This window comes from Acidobacteriota bacterium (assembly GCA_040754075.1).
Lineage (GTDB): Bacteria > Acidobacteriota > Blastocatellia > UBA7656 > UBA7656 > JBFMDH01.
Genome location: JBFMDH010000005.1, coordinates 186,194 through 201,533, shown reverse-complemented (window position 1 = coordinate 201,533; position 15,340 = coordinate 186,194). Strand labels below are relative to the sequence as shown.

13 protein-coding genes are annotated in these 15,340 nt (G+C 49.5%); 10 read left to right on the top strand and 3 right to left on the bottom strand.

Annotated elements, in window-relative coordinates:
• Positions 1–45: 45 nt before the first annotated feature.
• The 10 genes from AB1757_07760 to AB1757_07715 all read left to right on the top strand — a co-directional run bounded on the left by AB1757_07760 (position 46) and on the right by AB1757_07715 (position 11,791).
• The gene (locus AB1757_07760; protein ID MEW6126920.1) at positions 46–1,338 is read left to right on the top strand and encodes an alkyl sulfatase dimerization domain-containing protein; all 1,293 of its coding nucleotides are present in this window, start codon (positions 46–48) and stop codon (positions 1,336–1,338) included.
• A 34-nt stretch (positions 1,339–1,372) separates the two neighbouring features.
• A complete protein-coding gene (locus tag AB1757_07755) occupies positions 1,373–4,507 on the top strand; it encodes a helicase-related protein (GenBank protein ID MEW6126919.1) in 3,135 nt (1,044 codons plus the stop codon).
• 156 nt (positions 4,508–4,663) lie between these two features.
• Positions 4,664–5,299 carry a DUF1016 N-terminal domain-containing protein gene (locus AB1757_07750; GenBank protein MEW6126918.1) on the top strand — a complete coding sequence of 212 codons (636 nt, stop codon included), beginning with the start codon at positions 4,664–4,666 and terminating at the stop codon, positions 5,297–5,299.
• A 37-nt stretch (positions 5,300–5,336) separates the two neighbouring features.
• On the top strand, positions 5,337–8,801 hold the full coding sequence (locus AB1757_07745; protein ID MEW6126917.1) for a TaqI-like C-terminal specificity domain-containing protein: 3,465 nt from the start codon (positions 5,337–5,339) through the stop codon (positions 8,799–8,801).
• Between the two features lie 156 nt (positions 8,802–8,957).
• Complete coding sequence (locus tag AB1757_07740; protein ID MEW6126916.1) at positions 8,958–9,458, top strand: transposase; 501 nt, start codon at positions 8,958–8,960, stop codon at positions 9,456–9,458.
• 195 nt (positions 9,459–9,653) lie between these two features.
• Entirely contained in the window at positions 9,654–9,860 is a 207-nt protein-coding gene (locus AB1757_07735; protein MEW6126915.1) for a type II toxin-antitoxin system HicB family antitoxin, read from the top strand.
• The gene (locus tag AB1757_07730; protein ID MEW6126914.1) at positions 9,857–10,072 is read left to right on the top strand and encodes a type II toxin-antitoxin system HicA family toxin; all 216 of its coding nucleotides are present in this window, start codon (positions 9,857–9,859) and stop codon (positions 10,070–10,072) included. Before AB1757_07735 ends, AB1757_07730 begins: the two co-directional genes overlap by 4 nt.
• A 161-nt stretch (positions 10,073–10,233) precedes the next feature.
• Positions 10,234–10,566, top strand: coding sequence for a DUF433 domain-containing protein (locus tag AB1757_07725; GenBank protein MEW6126913.1), 333 nt, complete (start codon positions 10,234–10,236; stop codon positions 10,564–10,566).
• Positions 10,563–10,913 carry a DUF5615 family PIN-like protein gene (locus AB1757_07720; protein MEW6126912.1) on the top strand — a complete coding sequence of 117 codons (351 nt, stop codon included), beginning with the start codon at positions 10,563–10,565 and terminating at the stop codon, positions 10,911–10,913. The genes AB1757_07725 and AB1757_07720 overlap by 4 nt, the downstream gene beginning before the upstream one ends.
• A gap of 74 nt (positions 10,914–10,987) precedes the next feature.
• A complete protein-coding gene (locus AB1757_07715; protein MEW6126911.1) occupies positions 10,988–11,791 on the top strand; it encodes a BtpA/SgcQ family protein in 804 nt (267 codons plus the stop codon).
• Between the two features lie 238 nt (positions 11,792–12,029).
• Here AB1757_07715 and AB1757_07710 read toward each other — a convergent pair whose 3' ends face one another.
• Genes AB1757_07710 through AB1757_07700 form a run of 3 tightly spaced genes read right to left on the bottom strand, consistent with a single transcriptional unit; the run spans position 12,030 to position 15,262 of the window.
• Positions 12,030–12,377, bottom strand: a complete 348-nt coding sequence (locus tag AB1757_07710; GenBank protein MEW6126910.1) for a DUF5615 family PIN-like protein — start codon at positions 12,375–12,377, stop codon at positions 12,030–12,032.
• Positions 12,374–12,688: a DUF433 domain-containing protein gene (locus tag AB1757_07705; protein ID MEW6126909.1), complete on the bottom strand. Its 315-nt coding sequence runs from the start codon at positions 12,686–12,688 to the stop codon at positions 12,374–12,376. The genes AB1757_07710 and AB1757_07705 overlap by 4 nt, the downstream gene beginning before the upstream one ends.
• 30 nt (positions 12,689–12,718) lie before the next feature.
• Entirely contained in the window at positions 12,719–15,262 is a 2,544-nt protein-coding gene (locus AB1757_07700) for a prolyl oligopeptidase family serine peptidase (protein ID MEW6126908.1), read from the bottom strand.
• Between the last annotated feature and the right edge of the window lie 78 nt (positions 15,263–15,340).

Sequence of the window (15,340 nt, the reverse complement as noted above, 5' to 3'; positions counted from 1 at the left end):
CGCTCACCATGATTTCTTAATCTCCCAAATCAGCGAGGTATCTGCATGAAACCGCTTAAAATTTTTTCACAGATTGTTTTATTACTCATTGCTTTCAACTTCGTATTTGCGCAACAGGAGCAAATGGCTGATGACCCGCTGGTGCTGCTGAGAACCGGGCAGGATCAGAAAAAAGCTTTGCAGGTAAACGAAGCGATTTTTCAAGCTATCGGTTTCGGCAACAGTTTTATGGTTGTGACGCCTGCGGGCAATGTCATCATTGATACCTCGATTGCGTTTAACGCGGCGCGGCATAAACAATTGCTCACTGCTGAAAGCAATGCGCCCATCAAATACATCATCCTCACGCACGCTCACGGCGATCACATTGGCGGCATCTCGGCTTGGAAACAACCCGGCACACAAATCATCGCGCAGAAAAAACATGTCGATTTTCAGAACTATCAAGCGCGGCTTAATAGATTTTTTGCCCTTCGCAATGCCGCGCAGTTTTCCTTGAAAATTCCTGAGCCGACGGTGTGGGCAGGCAATTATGGCGCGAAAATCGAACCGACGATTCTTTTTGATGACAAGTATGAATTTGAACTCGGCGGCGTGAAGTTTGAAATTTTCTCTACACCGGGCGAAACGCCCGATCATTTGACGGTATGGATTCCCAAATACAAAGCGGCGTTCATCGGCGATAACTATTACGATTCGTTCCCGAATATCTACACCTTGCGCGGCACCGAGCAACGCCCTGCACTCGATTACATCAACTCGCTCAATAAAGTGCTGGCGCTCAAACCGGAAATCGTCTTGCCTTCGCATGGGATGCCGATTCACGGCAGTAGTGAGATTGTCAAAAAACTGACGCGCTATCGCGATGCCATTCAATATGTGCATGACGAAACCGTGAAGGGAATGAATGCCGGAAAAGATGTGTGGACATTGATGAACGAAGTGAAATTGCCGCAGGCGTTGGATGTTGGCGAAGGTTATGGCAAGTTGAGTTGGTCGGTGCGCGGCATTTACGAAGGTTATGTCGGCTATTTCGATTTAAACCCCGCGACCATGTATGAAAAGCCCGCGTCGTCGGTGTATGCGGATGTTGTGAAGCTTGCGGGCGGCGCGGACGCGGTGGCAAAACTCGCGATGCAAAAAGCCGAAGCCGGCGAAGCCATCGAAGCCTTGCATCTGAGCGATATGGCGCTTGCAGCGGACGCGGCGAATCGCCCGGCGCTTGCAGCGAAATTGAAAGCTTTGGAAGGGTTGCGTTCGCGTTGTAAAAACAGCAACGAACGCGGCTGGCTCGAATACAGCATCCGACAGGTGAAAAGTAAATTAGGGATGAAATAAATTGTCGCGTGTGCAAGCCGACAGTGGCATTTATATGAGCGAACAAAAAAGCAAATCCGGCGCGGAACTTTTCATCGTTGATAATTCTGATGACGATTGGAAAGTCCGTGACTATCTCAAGGAATGGGCGGAGATTTCTCATCAATTCGACATCGCTACCGGCTATTTCGAGATCGGCGCGTTGCTGGCGCTTGATGGCAAATGGCAACAACTCGACAAGATGCGGATTTTGATGGGCGATGAAATGACCCAACGAACGAAAAAAGCTTTTGTTGACGCGCTCAAAAGCAGTATTGAAAACCGACTGGATGACAGCATCGAAAACGAAAAAGAGAAGAATGAATTTCTCAAAGGCGTTCCGGCAATTGTTCAGGCTCTGGCGACAAAGAAAATTGAATGCCGGGTTTACACGAAAAAGAAATTTCATGCCAAAGCCTACATCACAAAGTCTAAATTGACGGTCGTTGGACCGGCGGCGCTCGTCGGGTCGAGCAATTTTACTTTTCCCGGTCTGACGGATAATGTCGAATTGAATATTCACGAAAAACAGCGCGTCAAGGAATTACAACAGTGGTATGAACGGCACTGGATGGAAGCCGAAGATGTGACGCCGGAAATTCTGCGCGTCATCGAACGCCACACCCGCGACTATCAACCGTTTGAAATTTATGCCAAAGCCCTACACGAATATTTTCGCGGCGCGGAGATGACCGTCGGCGAATGGGAACTGCGCGAGTCGCGCATTTATAAAATTCTTGATGGCTATCAGCGCGAAGGCTATCGCCATCTGATGAAAATCGCCAGTGAGTATACGGGCGCGTTTCTGTGCGATGGCGTCGGTCTCGGCAAAACCTTTATTGGCTTGATGTTGATTGAACGGCTGGTTGAACGCGACCGCAAGCGTGTCGCGCTGGTGGTTCCAAAATCCGCGCGCGTGCCGGTTTGGGAACGCACGATTGATGAATATCTGCCGCATCTGCACGGCGTTTTTTCCAATCTCATTATTTTCAATCACACGGATTTGAATCGCGAAAGCAAAGCTAAAGATTTCGAGCGTGTCAAAGAGATGGCAGATGTCATTCTGGTAGACGAAGCACACCATTTTCGCAATCGCACGTCGCGCTATCAAAAATTATTTGAACTTGCCGAAGGCAAACAACTCTTTCTGCTCACCGCTACGCCAATCAATAATCACCTCAGTGATTTCCAACATATGATTGAGTTGTTCTCGCGTCGTCAACTCGATTATTTCAAAAACAAACTCGGCATTCATTCCATCCCGTCATATTTCCGCGAAAAGGAGAAAGCTCTCGAACAGCTCGTCCGCGAGCGGTTGAGCGCGGACGCAAACTCCGGCGAAACGCTGCCTGATGAAATCGAAACCAATGCGGTCGAAGCCGAGCAGGTTCTCGTTAACGATAAACTTTTCAATGCGCTGGTCGTGCAACGCAGTCGTTCTTATGTCCGCGAAAGTCAGATTAAAGAAGGCGCGGCGCTGACGCTTTTTCCGCAAAAACAGCCGCCGCAAATCGCCGAATATTCCGTCAAAAAAACCTACGGCAGATTGCTCGGCGTTTTGGACAAAGCCTTTGCCAGAAAAAGCCCGTTGTTTTCCCTGGCGATTTATCATCCTGAGATGTATTCAATAGGTGAACAGGACACCAAACTCAACAATCGTCAAAAGCAGGTGGTGGCGTTGATTCGCACCAATTTCCTCAAACGCTTTGAAAGTTCGACCTACGCTTTTCAAAAATCGTGTGAAAAGCTGCTCGCCAAACTGCTCGCTTTTATTGAAAAAAACGGCAACCGCGCAGAACAATCACGGCTCGAAAGGTGGAAAGCGCAAAAGAACGAACGTCTCGGATTTATGCGTGTCAATATTCAACCCGACCTGTTCACCAATCAAGGCGACCTCGGCGAAACCGAAGACGACGAAGATTTTGACAACCTCATAACCGATGAGATTCTCGAGGCGACCGCCGAACTTGACCGCGACCAGTACAAAGTTGACGAAATCATTAACGAGACATTTTTGGATTTAGATCAGATTGTTGATTTTCTCGATGAACTCCACAAATTCAAACCATCAAATGATGACAAACTGCGCGCGCTGATTCGCCTGTTGAAAACCGATGCGATTTTGAAGACCAATAAAGTGCTGATTTTTACCGAATTCAAAGACACGGCTGAATACTTGCTTGAACAGTTGCAAGCAGCCGGAATCGCCGGCGCAGCAAAAATTGACAGCGGCACGAAAGAGGAGCGCGGCAAATTGATTGAGCGATTTGCGCCTTATTACAATGGCACCTCAAGCGCAAATTTGGCGAATGATGACCGCGAAGAAATCCGTGTGCTGATTTCTACCGATGTATTATCCGAAGGCTTGAATTTGCAGGACGCGACGCGACTCATCAATTATGATTTGCATTGGAATCCTGTGCGTTTGATGCAACGCATCGGACGTATCGACCGCCGCATGAATCCACAGGTTGAAACCCGGCTCATTGCCGACCACCCCGAACAAAAACGTTTGCGCGGCAAAGTTGCTTACTGGAATTTTCTGCCGCCCGATGAACTCGATGATCTGCTTAAACTCTATAATCGCGTCGCCCGTAAAACCCTGCGTATCTCGCGCACCTTTGGCATTGAGGGCAGGAAGCTATTGAAACCCGATGATGATTTTGAAGACCTTCGCGATTTTCTTCACGCTTACGAAGGCGAACGCACGACCGTTGAAGAGTTGCGCCTTGAATACAAAGAATTGCTCAAAGATGAAGGGTTAGCCGCAAGGTTAGAAAGATTGCCGCAAAAGGTTTTCAGCGGCAAAGCGCACCCGTCGCCTGATGCCAGAGCGGTCTTTTTCTGTTATCGCTTGCCGGTTCAGTTAAGCGAAAAAGATGAAGACGCTGCCGCCTGGTCAACCGCAGAGGGCAAAACCGCATGGTATTTGTATGATTTGCAGAGCGAACAGATTGAAGACGAGCCTTCGGTTATCGTCAATTTGATTCGCTGTACGCCCGATACGCCGCGCCAACGCGCCCTTACTGACGACACGCTTGCCGAGATTCGCGCAAAGGTAGAAAAATATGTCAAAAATTCGTACCTCAAAAAGGTTCAGGCTCCGGTTGGCATAAAGCCGGTCTTAAAAGCCTGGATGGAGATTGCCTGAAATAAAACTTACCCGCTCGGCAAAAACGGTTTGCAATATTTTTATCGCGCTTTTGTTGAGAGTCAGTCAATGACTGTGATAAACACCAAACGGCAATCATTGACCAACTTTCAACTTCATTAAATAATTGGGCAATCCGTTTCGGGCAGTATCTGTATGGCGACAAAGAAAACCGTAAAGAAAAATGGGCAATCTCTGAAACCGGCAAGCGCTTCGCGCAAAGACAAAGCGGAAGTTATGGCGACGCGCTTGCTTGGCGACATCCGCCAGTTGATTGACGAAGCGCGCAGGCAGGTCGCGCAAGCCGTCAATGCCGGAACCGTGATGCTCTACTGGCAGATCGGCTCGCGCATCCGCTCGGAGATTTTAAATTTCAAGCGCGCCGAATACGGCGAAGAAATTGTCTCAACGCTGTCGAGACAATTAACGGCTGCATATGGCAAGGGCTACACCAAAGAGAACCTCTTTCACATGATGCGTGTCGCAGAGGGTTTCTCTGATGAACAAATTGTCTACGCACTGAGTAGACAATTGAGTTGGACTCATTTTCGCCGACTCGCTTACATAGATGACCCACTAAAACGGGAATTCTACGCAGAAATGTGCCGCATCGAGAGATGGAGCACGCGCGCCCTTGAAAAGAAAATCGGCGGGATGCTATTCGAGCGCACGGCTATTGCCAAAACGTCGCGCCAGCGACCAAGCAGTAGCCCAAGCGTCAGCGCGGGCTTAGTGTATCTGCCAGCCCTCCCTGACGGTCGGGCTACTGCCGCTTTGATCAGCCCTCCCTGACGGTCGGGCTACTTTTCAGCGTAGGAGATAATTAAAGATGATCAACGGAATCGAACGCATTAACCAAGTCAAAAATTTCATCGGGTTGATTGACTATTTGCGTGATGTTCTCGAATGGGAATTAGACGGTATCGAAGATGTTGAAGATGCGCTCTATGAATATGAGGCTGAAGAATTCCGACTTGATGCCAAACACTCGGCGAAAATCAATAGCATTAAACAGATCGCGCCAATGCACAGCAATCAACCGTGGGGGATTTTTTGGATTGATTTTGGTGAACAGAAACCTTCGGTTGTCGCGTTGCGCGGTGTGTTACGCGGACTGGTCAAGAAAAAGCGCGCCTCCGCCAATGAATCGGACAGACAACGATTTGAACTCGGAGACCTGCTGTTCATTCTCACCAGCCACAACTTCAACAAATTCGACTTTGCATATTTTCGCGGCGAAGACACCAACCGCGCTACGCTGGCAATTTTCGGTTGGCAACAAGGCGACACGCACATTCGCACGCTTTGTGAACACAATCTGCCCGCGCTCAGTTATCCGGCAGACCCGACCAATAAGGAATCATGGCTCAAACAATGGCGCGCCGCGTTTGATGTTGAAGCCGTCACCGACAAATTCTTCGCGGACTATCGCAAAGTTTTCAATGATGTTGAAACCGAAGTCCGCAAAACCATCAAACAAGAAGAACCCTGTCGCCTGTACACGCAACGCCTGTTTAATCGCCTGATGTTTATTTACTTCATTCAGAAAAAAGGCTGGCTTTTATTTGAAGGCGATAAAAATTATCTGCGCGCTTTGTTTAACGCCGCGCAAAATGCGAATGAAAATTTTTTGAATGACCGGCTTTACTGGCTGTTCTTTCATGGCATGGGCAATGCCGGGCAAATGAGCAATCCCCAGCATGAACAATTTCTAATAAGCAAACGGGGCATTGTGCCTTACTTAAATGGCGGGCTATTCGACGCTGAAGAAGATGAGACAAGCTTATCGAAAGAAAATATTTTACAGGCAGGCAATGTTGAAATCTCGAATCAGGCATTCGCGCAAATATTAGACCTTTTCGAGCGTTACAATTTCACCGTCACGGAATCTACGCCGCTCGATGTGCAGGTCGCAGTTGACCCGGAAATGCTCGGCAAAGTCTTTGAAGAACTTGTTACGGGTCGCCATGAATCGGGCAGTTATTACACGCCGCGTCCGATTGTTTCGTTTATGTGCCGCGAAGCTTTGAAGTATTACCTTGCTGAAGCGACGCATACGCCGGTTGAAGCGGTCGCGCGCTTTGTTGATGAGGAAGACACCGGCGGTTTGAAAGATGCAGAAGCCACGCTTGAAGCTTTGAAACGGGTGCGCGTTTGCGACCCGGCTTGCGGCAGCGGCGCGTATCTGCTCGGCATGATGCAGGAACTTTTGCGGCTGCGCGGCGCGTTGTTCAAAAGCAATCAACTCGATGATGAATCAATTTACGAGCGCAAACGCTCGATAATTGAAAACAATCTTTACGGCGTAGATAAAGACCGTTTTGCGGTGCAGATTGCCTGCTTACGTTTATGGCTCAGTCTGGCGATTGATTCACAGAAGCCGCAACCTTTGCCCAACCTTGATTTCAAAATCGGTTGCGGCGACAGTTTGATTGCGCCTTCGCCCAAAGATACCGAGCAGCAATTGGATTTGAGTCGGGGTTATCTGATTCAGGAAGTTCGCAAATTGAAAAGCGAGTTTATGCGTTGCGATGCGCCTGAGCGAAAAAAAGAATTGCGCAAACAGATTGACGCTCTCAAAGCCGAAATTGCTCTTGCCCTCAAACATCAACCGAAACGTCCGGGCAAAGAGAAATTGGATTTGGCGAAAGCGCAAATCGAAGGATTGAATCAACAGATACGCAAAGCCGTCGCCGAAAAAAATCATGCGAAAGCCGCAACGTTGCAAAAACAGGTAGAGGTATTGAAGCGGACATTGAAGACTTGGGAGAGTGTAAAAGACGAAGGCGAGCCGGGATTTGATTGGGCAGTGGAGTTTGCCGAAGTCTTCGAGCCGGAAATGCGCGAAGCCATTCGCGCAGCGAATGAAAACAACGCAGGGTTTGATATTGTGCTTGCCAATCCGCCGTATGTTCGTATGGAACTTTTCAAGCCGATCAAACCGCTATTGAAACAAAATTTTCCTGATGTTCATGCAGAACGCGCTGACTTATATGTTTATTTTTATGACCGTGCACATCAGCTTTTAAGACAAGGCGGAGTTGGTGCTTTCATCTCTTCAAATAAATGGCTTCGCGCTGGATATGGTGAAAACCTTCGGCAACACTTGCTCGATAAACAAGCATTTCACCTCATCGTTGATTTCGGAGACTTGCCCGTTTTTAAGGCAACTGCATATCCCGCAATTTTTATTTGGCAAAAGCGGGAACGAGATAACGTCCCAACTACGACTGCAACGGTTGAAGATTTGCAAACCTGTTATAGTGAAGGTATTCGCGAGTATGTGATTCGAGTTGCTCAACGAATTTCAGCAACCCAATTTAGAAATGGGAAACCTCGTCTTGCAGTATCTAGCGATATTACAGGAATGAGCGTACGAGGAACACGATTAAAGGAAATTATAAATGTGCTTGTAGGCTGGGGTGTTAAAACCGGGTTGAATGATGCGTTTATCATTAATCGCCAAGTAGGGGAAGATTTAATTGCTCAAGATAAAAACTGCCAGGAGGTGATTAAACCTCTACTAAAAGGGGATGATGTTCGCCGATACGAGATCCAATTTCACGACACATACTTGATTTATTTGCCACATGGTATAGACATTCGACTCTATCCTGTAGTCTGTGATTATTTGCGACCATTCCGAGAAAGACTTGAGAATCGGGCTACCCGACAGAAATGGTATGAATTACAACAGCCGCAAGTAGCATACACCGCTTTCTTCACCCGCCCAAAAATCATATTTCCCGACATTGCCAAAGAAATTCGATTCGCGATGGACAGTAAAGGCTATTACAGTAGTAACACAACGTATTTTATCCCGCTTGAAGATTGGTTTCTATTAGGGGTATTGAATTCTTCAGCGATAGAAAATTATTTTCGGGAAATCAGTAGCGAAATCCGCGGTGGTTATATGCGCTTCTTTGGGCAATATATGGAGAATCTGCCAATCCCAGATGCGTCGACAACCGAGCGGGATGTGATTGCCAAGCTTGCGAAAGAGACGCAAGACCTGCATACAAAAAGGCGCAAGCGGGTTGAACGATTCCTTTTAGATTTAGGCATATCGCCTGCCGCATCAAGCAGTCGCAATCCGCTTGAACAGCCTTGGGCTTTGACAGAAACGGAATTTATGCGTCGCCTTAAACCGAATCGTTCACAGCAAGACAGACTCGATAAACTCTTCAACAACGTCCGCGATGAAACTTATGCGTTCACCGAAACGATTATCAAAATCGAGCGTGAGATTGATGAACGAGTCGCGGCGCTCTACGGCGTGCCGCTTGAGCAGTAGCCCGACCGTCAGGGAGGGCTTGGCTGAGTCTCTATCCAATATAGCCCTCCCTGACAGTCGGGCTACTGCAACTGCAAGACTCAGCAAGCCTGTTGATGATCGGGTTGCTGTGCTCATGTCTGCCGGATGGTTGAGGTAGGAGATTGGAGGTAGAGGATGCACAATTTCCCTATGGCATATTTGATTTCCTTCAGATGTTATGGCACTTGGTTGCATGGCGATGTGCGGGGTTCGATGGATCGTCGCGGGCACCATATCTATGGTACGCCTAAAATAAAGCCGAATCACGCTCTGGCAAAAAAAGAAGCGGCGCAACTCAAATACTCTCCCAAGCAGCTTGATGCTTCCAGGCGGGCAATCATCGAGAAAGCCATTCAGGAAGTGTGCGAACATCGTGGCTATCGCTTGTTGGCATTCAATGTGCGAACCAATCATGTGCATAGCGTGGTATCGGCGAGTTGTAAGCCTGAGCCGGTGTTGAATGCGTTCAAAGCCTATGCCACTCGTCATCTCCGTAAAGCTGACGTTCTATCCTCAGATGAAAAGATATGGGCAAGACATGGGAGTACGCCTTATCTTTGGACGGAACGTCAGGTTGAGCAGGCAATTGATTATGTTTTATATGGGCAAGGTGATGAACTCCCAAAATTTGACTAATGACGTTAAGCCCTCCCTGACGGTCGGGCTACTGCTTGATCGCGTCTTGATAGCGCGTGGTAGTAGCCCGACCGTCAGGGAGGACTATATTCACAAGCGGCAGGGATTTTGAAATACGACGGCGCATTGATTCGCAAAACCCGATGAGGTAAAAAGCTGTTGGGTGATGTTGAAGAAAAAGGAGATGCAGCAAACATGAAACGGATATTTACCGCCAGCGTTTGGCAAGAAGGAAAATGGTTCATCGCGCAATGCGCGGAAGTGGATGTTGCCAGTCAGGGCGCAAGCGAACAGGCAGCCCTTGAGAATTTACGCGAGGCGCTGGAACTCCATTTTACGCCGCCGGTCGCTTCAATCACGCCACAAATGCACGCGCTTGAAGTCGAGGTCAAGGTTGCATGAAAGCTCTGCCCTTTCGCGTCGTCAAACGCAAACTTGAAAACGCCGGTTTTATTGAAGTCGGGCAAAGCGGCAGTCATATCAAGTTTGCGCGAACGACACAGGAAGGAACACGCGCGGCTATTGTTCCTAAACATAAAGAAATTGCTGCGGGAACCTTGCGAAGCATCCTTCGCCAAGCAGGCTTGAGCGAACAGGAATTTGAACGCCTGTAATTTGATTTGTCCATCAACAGGGCAATCCGGCGCGGTTTGTTGGAATACGACGGCGCGTTGACTGGTAAAACGCGATGAGACGGTTTGTTGAATTGGCGGGCGAAGCGTAACCATACAAGGGTAAATTTTTCATGCTACAATCAAGCGCGAGGTGAAAAGCCATGAGTACAACTATCGTTGAACCGAAAGTCACTTTGCGCTCGGATGATGACGGCGTGTTGCGGGTTGGTAACACGCGAGTCTCGCTGGATTCAGTCATCCACGCTTTTAATGAAGGCGCAAGCGCCGAAGAGATTGTCTGGCGGTTTTCAACGCTCGACCTGGTTCAAGTCTATGCGGTCATCAGTTATTATTTGCAGAACCGCGCAACGGTTGATGATTATTTGCAAACCCGAAAACAACAACGCGCAGAACTCAAAAACGCGGTTGAGAATCGCTTCTCTCCACAAGGCATTCGTGAACGATTGCTGGCTCGCCGAAATGCAAAATCATGATTCGCTTTCTTACCGATGAAGATTTTGATGGACGCATTGTGCGCGGATTGGTGCGCCGCCTGCCGCAAATTGACTTGGCGCGTGTGCAAGATGTCGGCTTGCGATCAACCTCAGATACCGACGTATTGGCTTGGGCAGCCGAAGAAGGCAGAATTCTTTTGACTCACGACGTGACGACTATGACAAGCCCGGCGTATGAGCGCATTACCAACGGATTGCCTATGCCCGGCGTATTTGAAGTGCCACAAGAATTACCGATAGGCGACGCTCTCGAAGAGTTGGTTTTGTTGGCTGAATGCAGTGTCGAAGGAGAGTGGGAAGGACAAGTTCGTTTCCTACCACTTTGATTGAAACTTGAGGCAATCCAAAATTAGTACACAATGAAGCGTGAGCGCGAAACCGCTACGCGATTTGATGAGTGATGCCGACCGATTTATTTTCAAACCTAAAACCCATCATCGCCATGATTCACGTCGGGGCGTTGCCCGGTACGCCTGCAAATTCATTGAGTGTGGCGGAACTCGCCCGGCTGGCGCGTCGTGAAGCGGCGATTTATCGAGACGGTGGCGTTGATGCCATCGGCATTGAAAACATGCACGATGTGCCTTATCTGAGAGGCGCGGTCGGCGCGGAAATCGTCGCCGCAATGACCGTGATTGGCGCGGCAGTAAAAGACGAAAGCCGTTTGCCCGTCGGCATTCAAATTCTCGCGGGCGCTAATCTCGAAGCGATGGCGGTAGCGCACGCGGCAAATTTGGATTTCATTCGCGCCGAAGGCTTCGCTTTCGCGCACGTTGCCGATGAAGGCTTGATTGAATCTTCGGCAGCGCGTTTGTTGCGTTATCGGAAAATGATTGGCGCGGAAGGTGTAGCGGTCTGGGCGGATGTGAAGAAGAAACATTCGTCGCATGCAATCACCGCCGATATAACACTCGGCGCGACCTGCGAGACGGTCGAATTTATGCGCGCCGATGCGGTGATTATCACCGGCAACGTTACAGGCGAAGCGCCGAAAGTTGAAGATGTTCGTGAAGCCAGGTCGCATTGCCGCTTGCCGGTGGTTTTAGGTTCGGGCATTGATGCCGAAAATCTCGCCCTGTTTTACGAAGCGGCGGATGGCTTTATCATCGGTTCCTATTTCAAAGTAGACGGACGCTGGCATAACACAATTGATGCGCGGCGGGTCGAAAAGTTAATGGCAGCGGTGAATGATTTGCGAAAGTAAAATTCACTCGGACATCGGATGCTGCCTGAGCCAATCGGATGAATGCGACAAAGGACACAAAGTTTGTATGCTTTTGTGTCCTTTGCGCCTCGGTGGGAGAACCGGAATTGAAACCGTCGGTTGGTTACTGTTAATCAAACTTCACTTCATCGCCGTCATGCCTTTTTTCAAATTCATTTCAAACAATTTGAAAATTCGTTTGTATTCATCTGCCCAACTTCTGACCAACTCTATCCAGTTACAAGGGCAGATAGATTGTTTGATTAACCAATTCCTCTTGCTTGGTGGCACCTGCAATAAGTTCTAAATCGGCAATACATTCGCCTACGGTGATGTTCAGTTGATGCGCGTAAACCACTCCGGCAAAAAGTCCATTTGTTTGTTGCCGTCGCTTGGCTTCGCGTAACAAATCATTATCTTGTGAGAACAAGACGCGCCCTAATGCGGTTGCGCGGTCAAGGAGCGCAGGGTCTTCAAATTCTGCTGCGCCGTCTTCTTGAGCCGTCAGAACATCTATTCCGCGCAGCCGCAATCCTTCTGTTACAGCGCGACGAACGTGTACATCCATATAAAACTTTACGCTCATCGTTGCTGTTTCAATTCCCGCAGGCGTTGCTGAAGCGGCGTGTTTGCCTCAAACGCGGCAAATTCATTCGCCTCTTGCCATTGCCTTTGAATCTCCGAGTCGAGTTCGAGTTGATGCTCATAGTAATAAGCGAGAGCCGCATGAATTTGTGCCAGAGAAAGATATGGGTACTGAAAGCGCATCTCTTCAGGGCTTGAACCGTGTGCGAGTTTATCGGCAGCTAATTCAATGACCTTGACCTTCGTGCCGCTAATCCACGCAACTCCCTTATCATCAAGCTCTATTAATGTTGAGACGATTGCTGACATCATTTGCTCCCTCTGGCTGTGATTGTAGAAGAATCACTTCATCGCCGTCATGCCTTTTTTCAAATTCATTTCAAACAATTTGAAAATTCGTTTGTATTCATCTGCCCAACTTGTCGGCTCCTGAAAACCGTGGTCTTCGACCGGGTAAACCGCGAGTTCCCAATTCTCTTTGCGAAGTTCAATCAAGCGTTGAACCAATCGCACCGAATCCTGAAAATGCACGTTGGTATCGACCATGCCATGACAGATGAGCAATGCGCCTTTCAAATTTTGCGCGAAATAAATCGGCGAAGATTTTCTGTAAGCTTCGGCGTCTTTTTGCGGAGTGTTCAAAATGTTCGAGGTATAGCCGTGATTGTAATGCGCCCAATCGGTCACCGGTCTTAACGCTGCGCCTGCGGCAAACACTTCAGGTTCGGTAAACAGCGCCATCAAGGTAATGAACCCGCCGTAGCTGCCGCCGTAAATGCCAATGCGACGTGGGTCAACGCCGTGCTCTGCAATCATCCATTTCGCGGCGTCAACCTGGTCGTCCAAATCTTTGCCGCCCATATGGCGATAAATCGCCGCGCGCCAATCGCGCCCGTACCCCGACGATGCACGATAATCGACATCGATCACACAGTAACCGTTTTCCATCAGCAGATGATGAAACATATATTCGCGGTAATAACTTGCCCAGTAACGATGGACGTTTTGCGCATAGCCCGCGCCATGCACGAAAATCACCGCCGGCCCGCCGCGTTTGAAATTCGCAGGCTTATAAAATCGCGCATGGACATCGGCTCCGTCGCGCGCTTTGAAAGTGACAATCGGCGGCTCTATCCAGTTGTAATTCCAGAATTCGGGCGCAGGTGACGAGGTGATTTTTTTCGCTTCTGAGCCGGCGCGATTATCCATCACCAAAAGTTCGGGCGGTTTGTTGCTGAATGAATAGACCAGAGCGATTTTGCTTTCATCGCGTGACAGCGTCGCTGCGTTGCCGCCCGGCATTGACGTGATTTTTGCGCGTTCGCCGCCATCCACGCTCATCGTATAGAAGTGGCGCTCGCCGGGATGCGCTTCGCTGGTCGTGAGATAAAACTTCGATTTGTCATTGGCAAGTTGCAACCCTGTAACTTCCCATCTGCCGGAGGTGAGTTGTTTCAGGTTCGAGCCGTCATAGTTTACGGTGTAGAGATGTGAATAACCGTCGCGCTCGGATTGAAAATAGATGCGCTGGTTATCTTTGAGCCAACCGAGGGTAAACGCGCCGGGACCGTTGATCCAGGCGTCGTCGTGGTCTGTGGTAATCACACGGGTTTTGCCGGTCGCAGTGTCGAGCGCGAAAATCCATTTGTCTTTGTTGTCGGCAGAACGCGCCATCATCACGGCTTTGGTGCCATCATCTGACCACAGGGCTTGAAAGAGTTGCACGTCGCGATCATTTGCAGCCGCACTGCGCCCTTGTTGTGAAGCGGCGGGCGCGTCTGATGCTTCTTCTATTGAATCGCTCTCTGCCTCGCTTTGCGTATCGGGTTTGGCTTCACCGCCTGCGATAAGTTTCTGTCCGTGGTCGACCCATTTGCTGTCGCCGGTTGTGACATCGATGATGACCAGGCGATTGCGGTTTTGCGTGTCACCGACGTTGTTACGCGAAGGGATGTCTTCGGTGTAGCCCGATTCGGTCACATAATTCGGCACCAGGGTATTGCGCGCGCCTGTGCCCTGTTCGCTGATCGCGGCAATCACCGATTTCGCGTCGGGCGAAAGTTGCAGGCTGGCGACCGATTGGGTTTGCGCGAGTTGAAAGGGTTTACGCGGGTTGTCGCGTTTGCGTCGCGCTTCGTCTTCTTCGCGACGCTGGGCGCGACGGCGTGTAATGTCCAGCAGGTCGCGCTCTTCTTTTTTGATGAACTCCTGGCTTTCTGTGCCGCGCCCGGCGCCGTCGCGTTGCGCTTGTGCGCCACCGCCGCCGCGTCCGCCGCCAAAACCGCCGGCAACCGGTGGCGCTGCGCCGCCTGCCGCGACGATGTTGGTCATCTGTACGAGCGAACCCGAATCAAGCGCCATGACGAAAAGGTTATTCGAGCGCGTGAAGTAGATGCTCTTTTCATCTGCGGTAAAGCGCGCGTTCGATTCGTTGTCGGTGGTGTCGGTGATCTGTTTGCGCTCGCCGGTTTTGTGGTCGTAAAGATAGATGTCGCCGGCGTTGGTGTAAAGCGTCAAGCGTTTGTCTTTGGAATCGACGCCGCCGATGGGTGGCGCAAGTTTGGCTTCGGCTTCCGTGAGTTTACGAAGCCCGCTGCCATCGGCATTGACCATGTAAGTGTCAAAATCTTTATCGCGCCCGTCGTTATATTGTTTCCATTGAAAATAGAGTTTATCGCCCGACCAGCGAATGGCGCGCGGTTCATAGCCGACGAATTCATTGCCGCGCATAATGTTATCAATGGTGAGATTAAATTTCGCCGTGCTTGCTGTTGGAGCGGAGGTTTTAGCATTGGGTTTCTGCTGCGCGAACGTTAGTGTAGTTGAACTCGCAAGCAGTAAAATGACCAGTAAAATCGAAGTTTTTTGCGCCAGAGGCTGATTCATTATTTCTTCTCCCTGAAAATTCGGATGACCAAACAAAAAGGCAAAAGCCGGGTAGCAAAATCCACTTGCTTGAAGTTT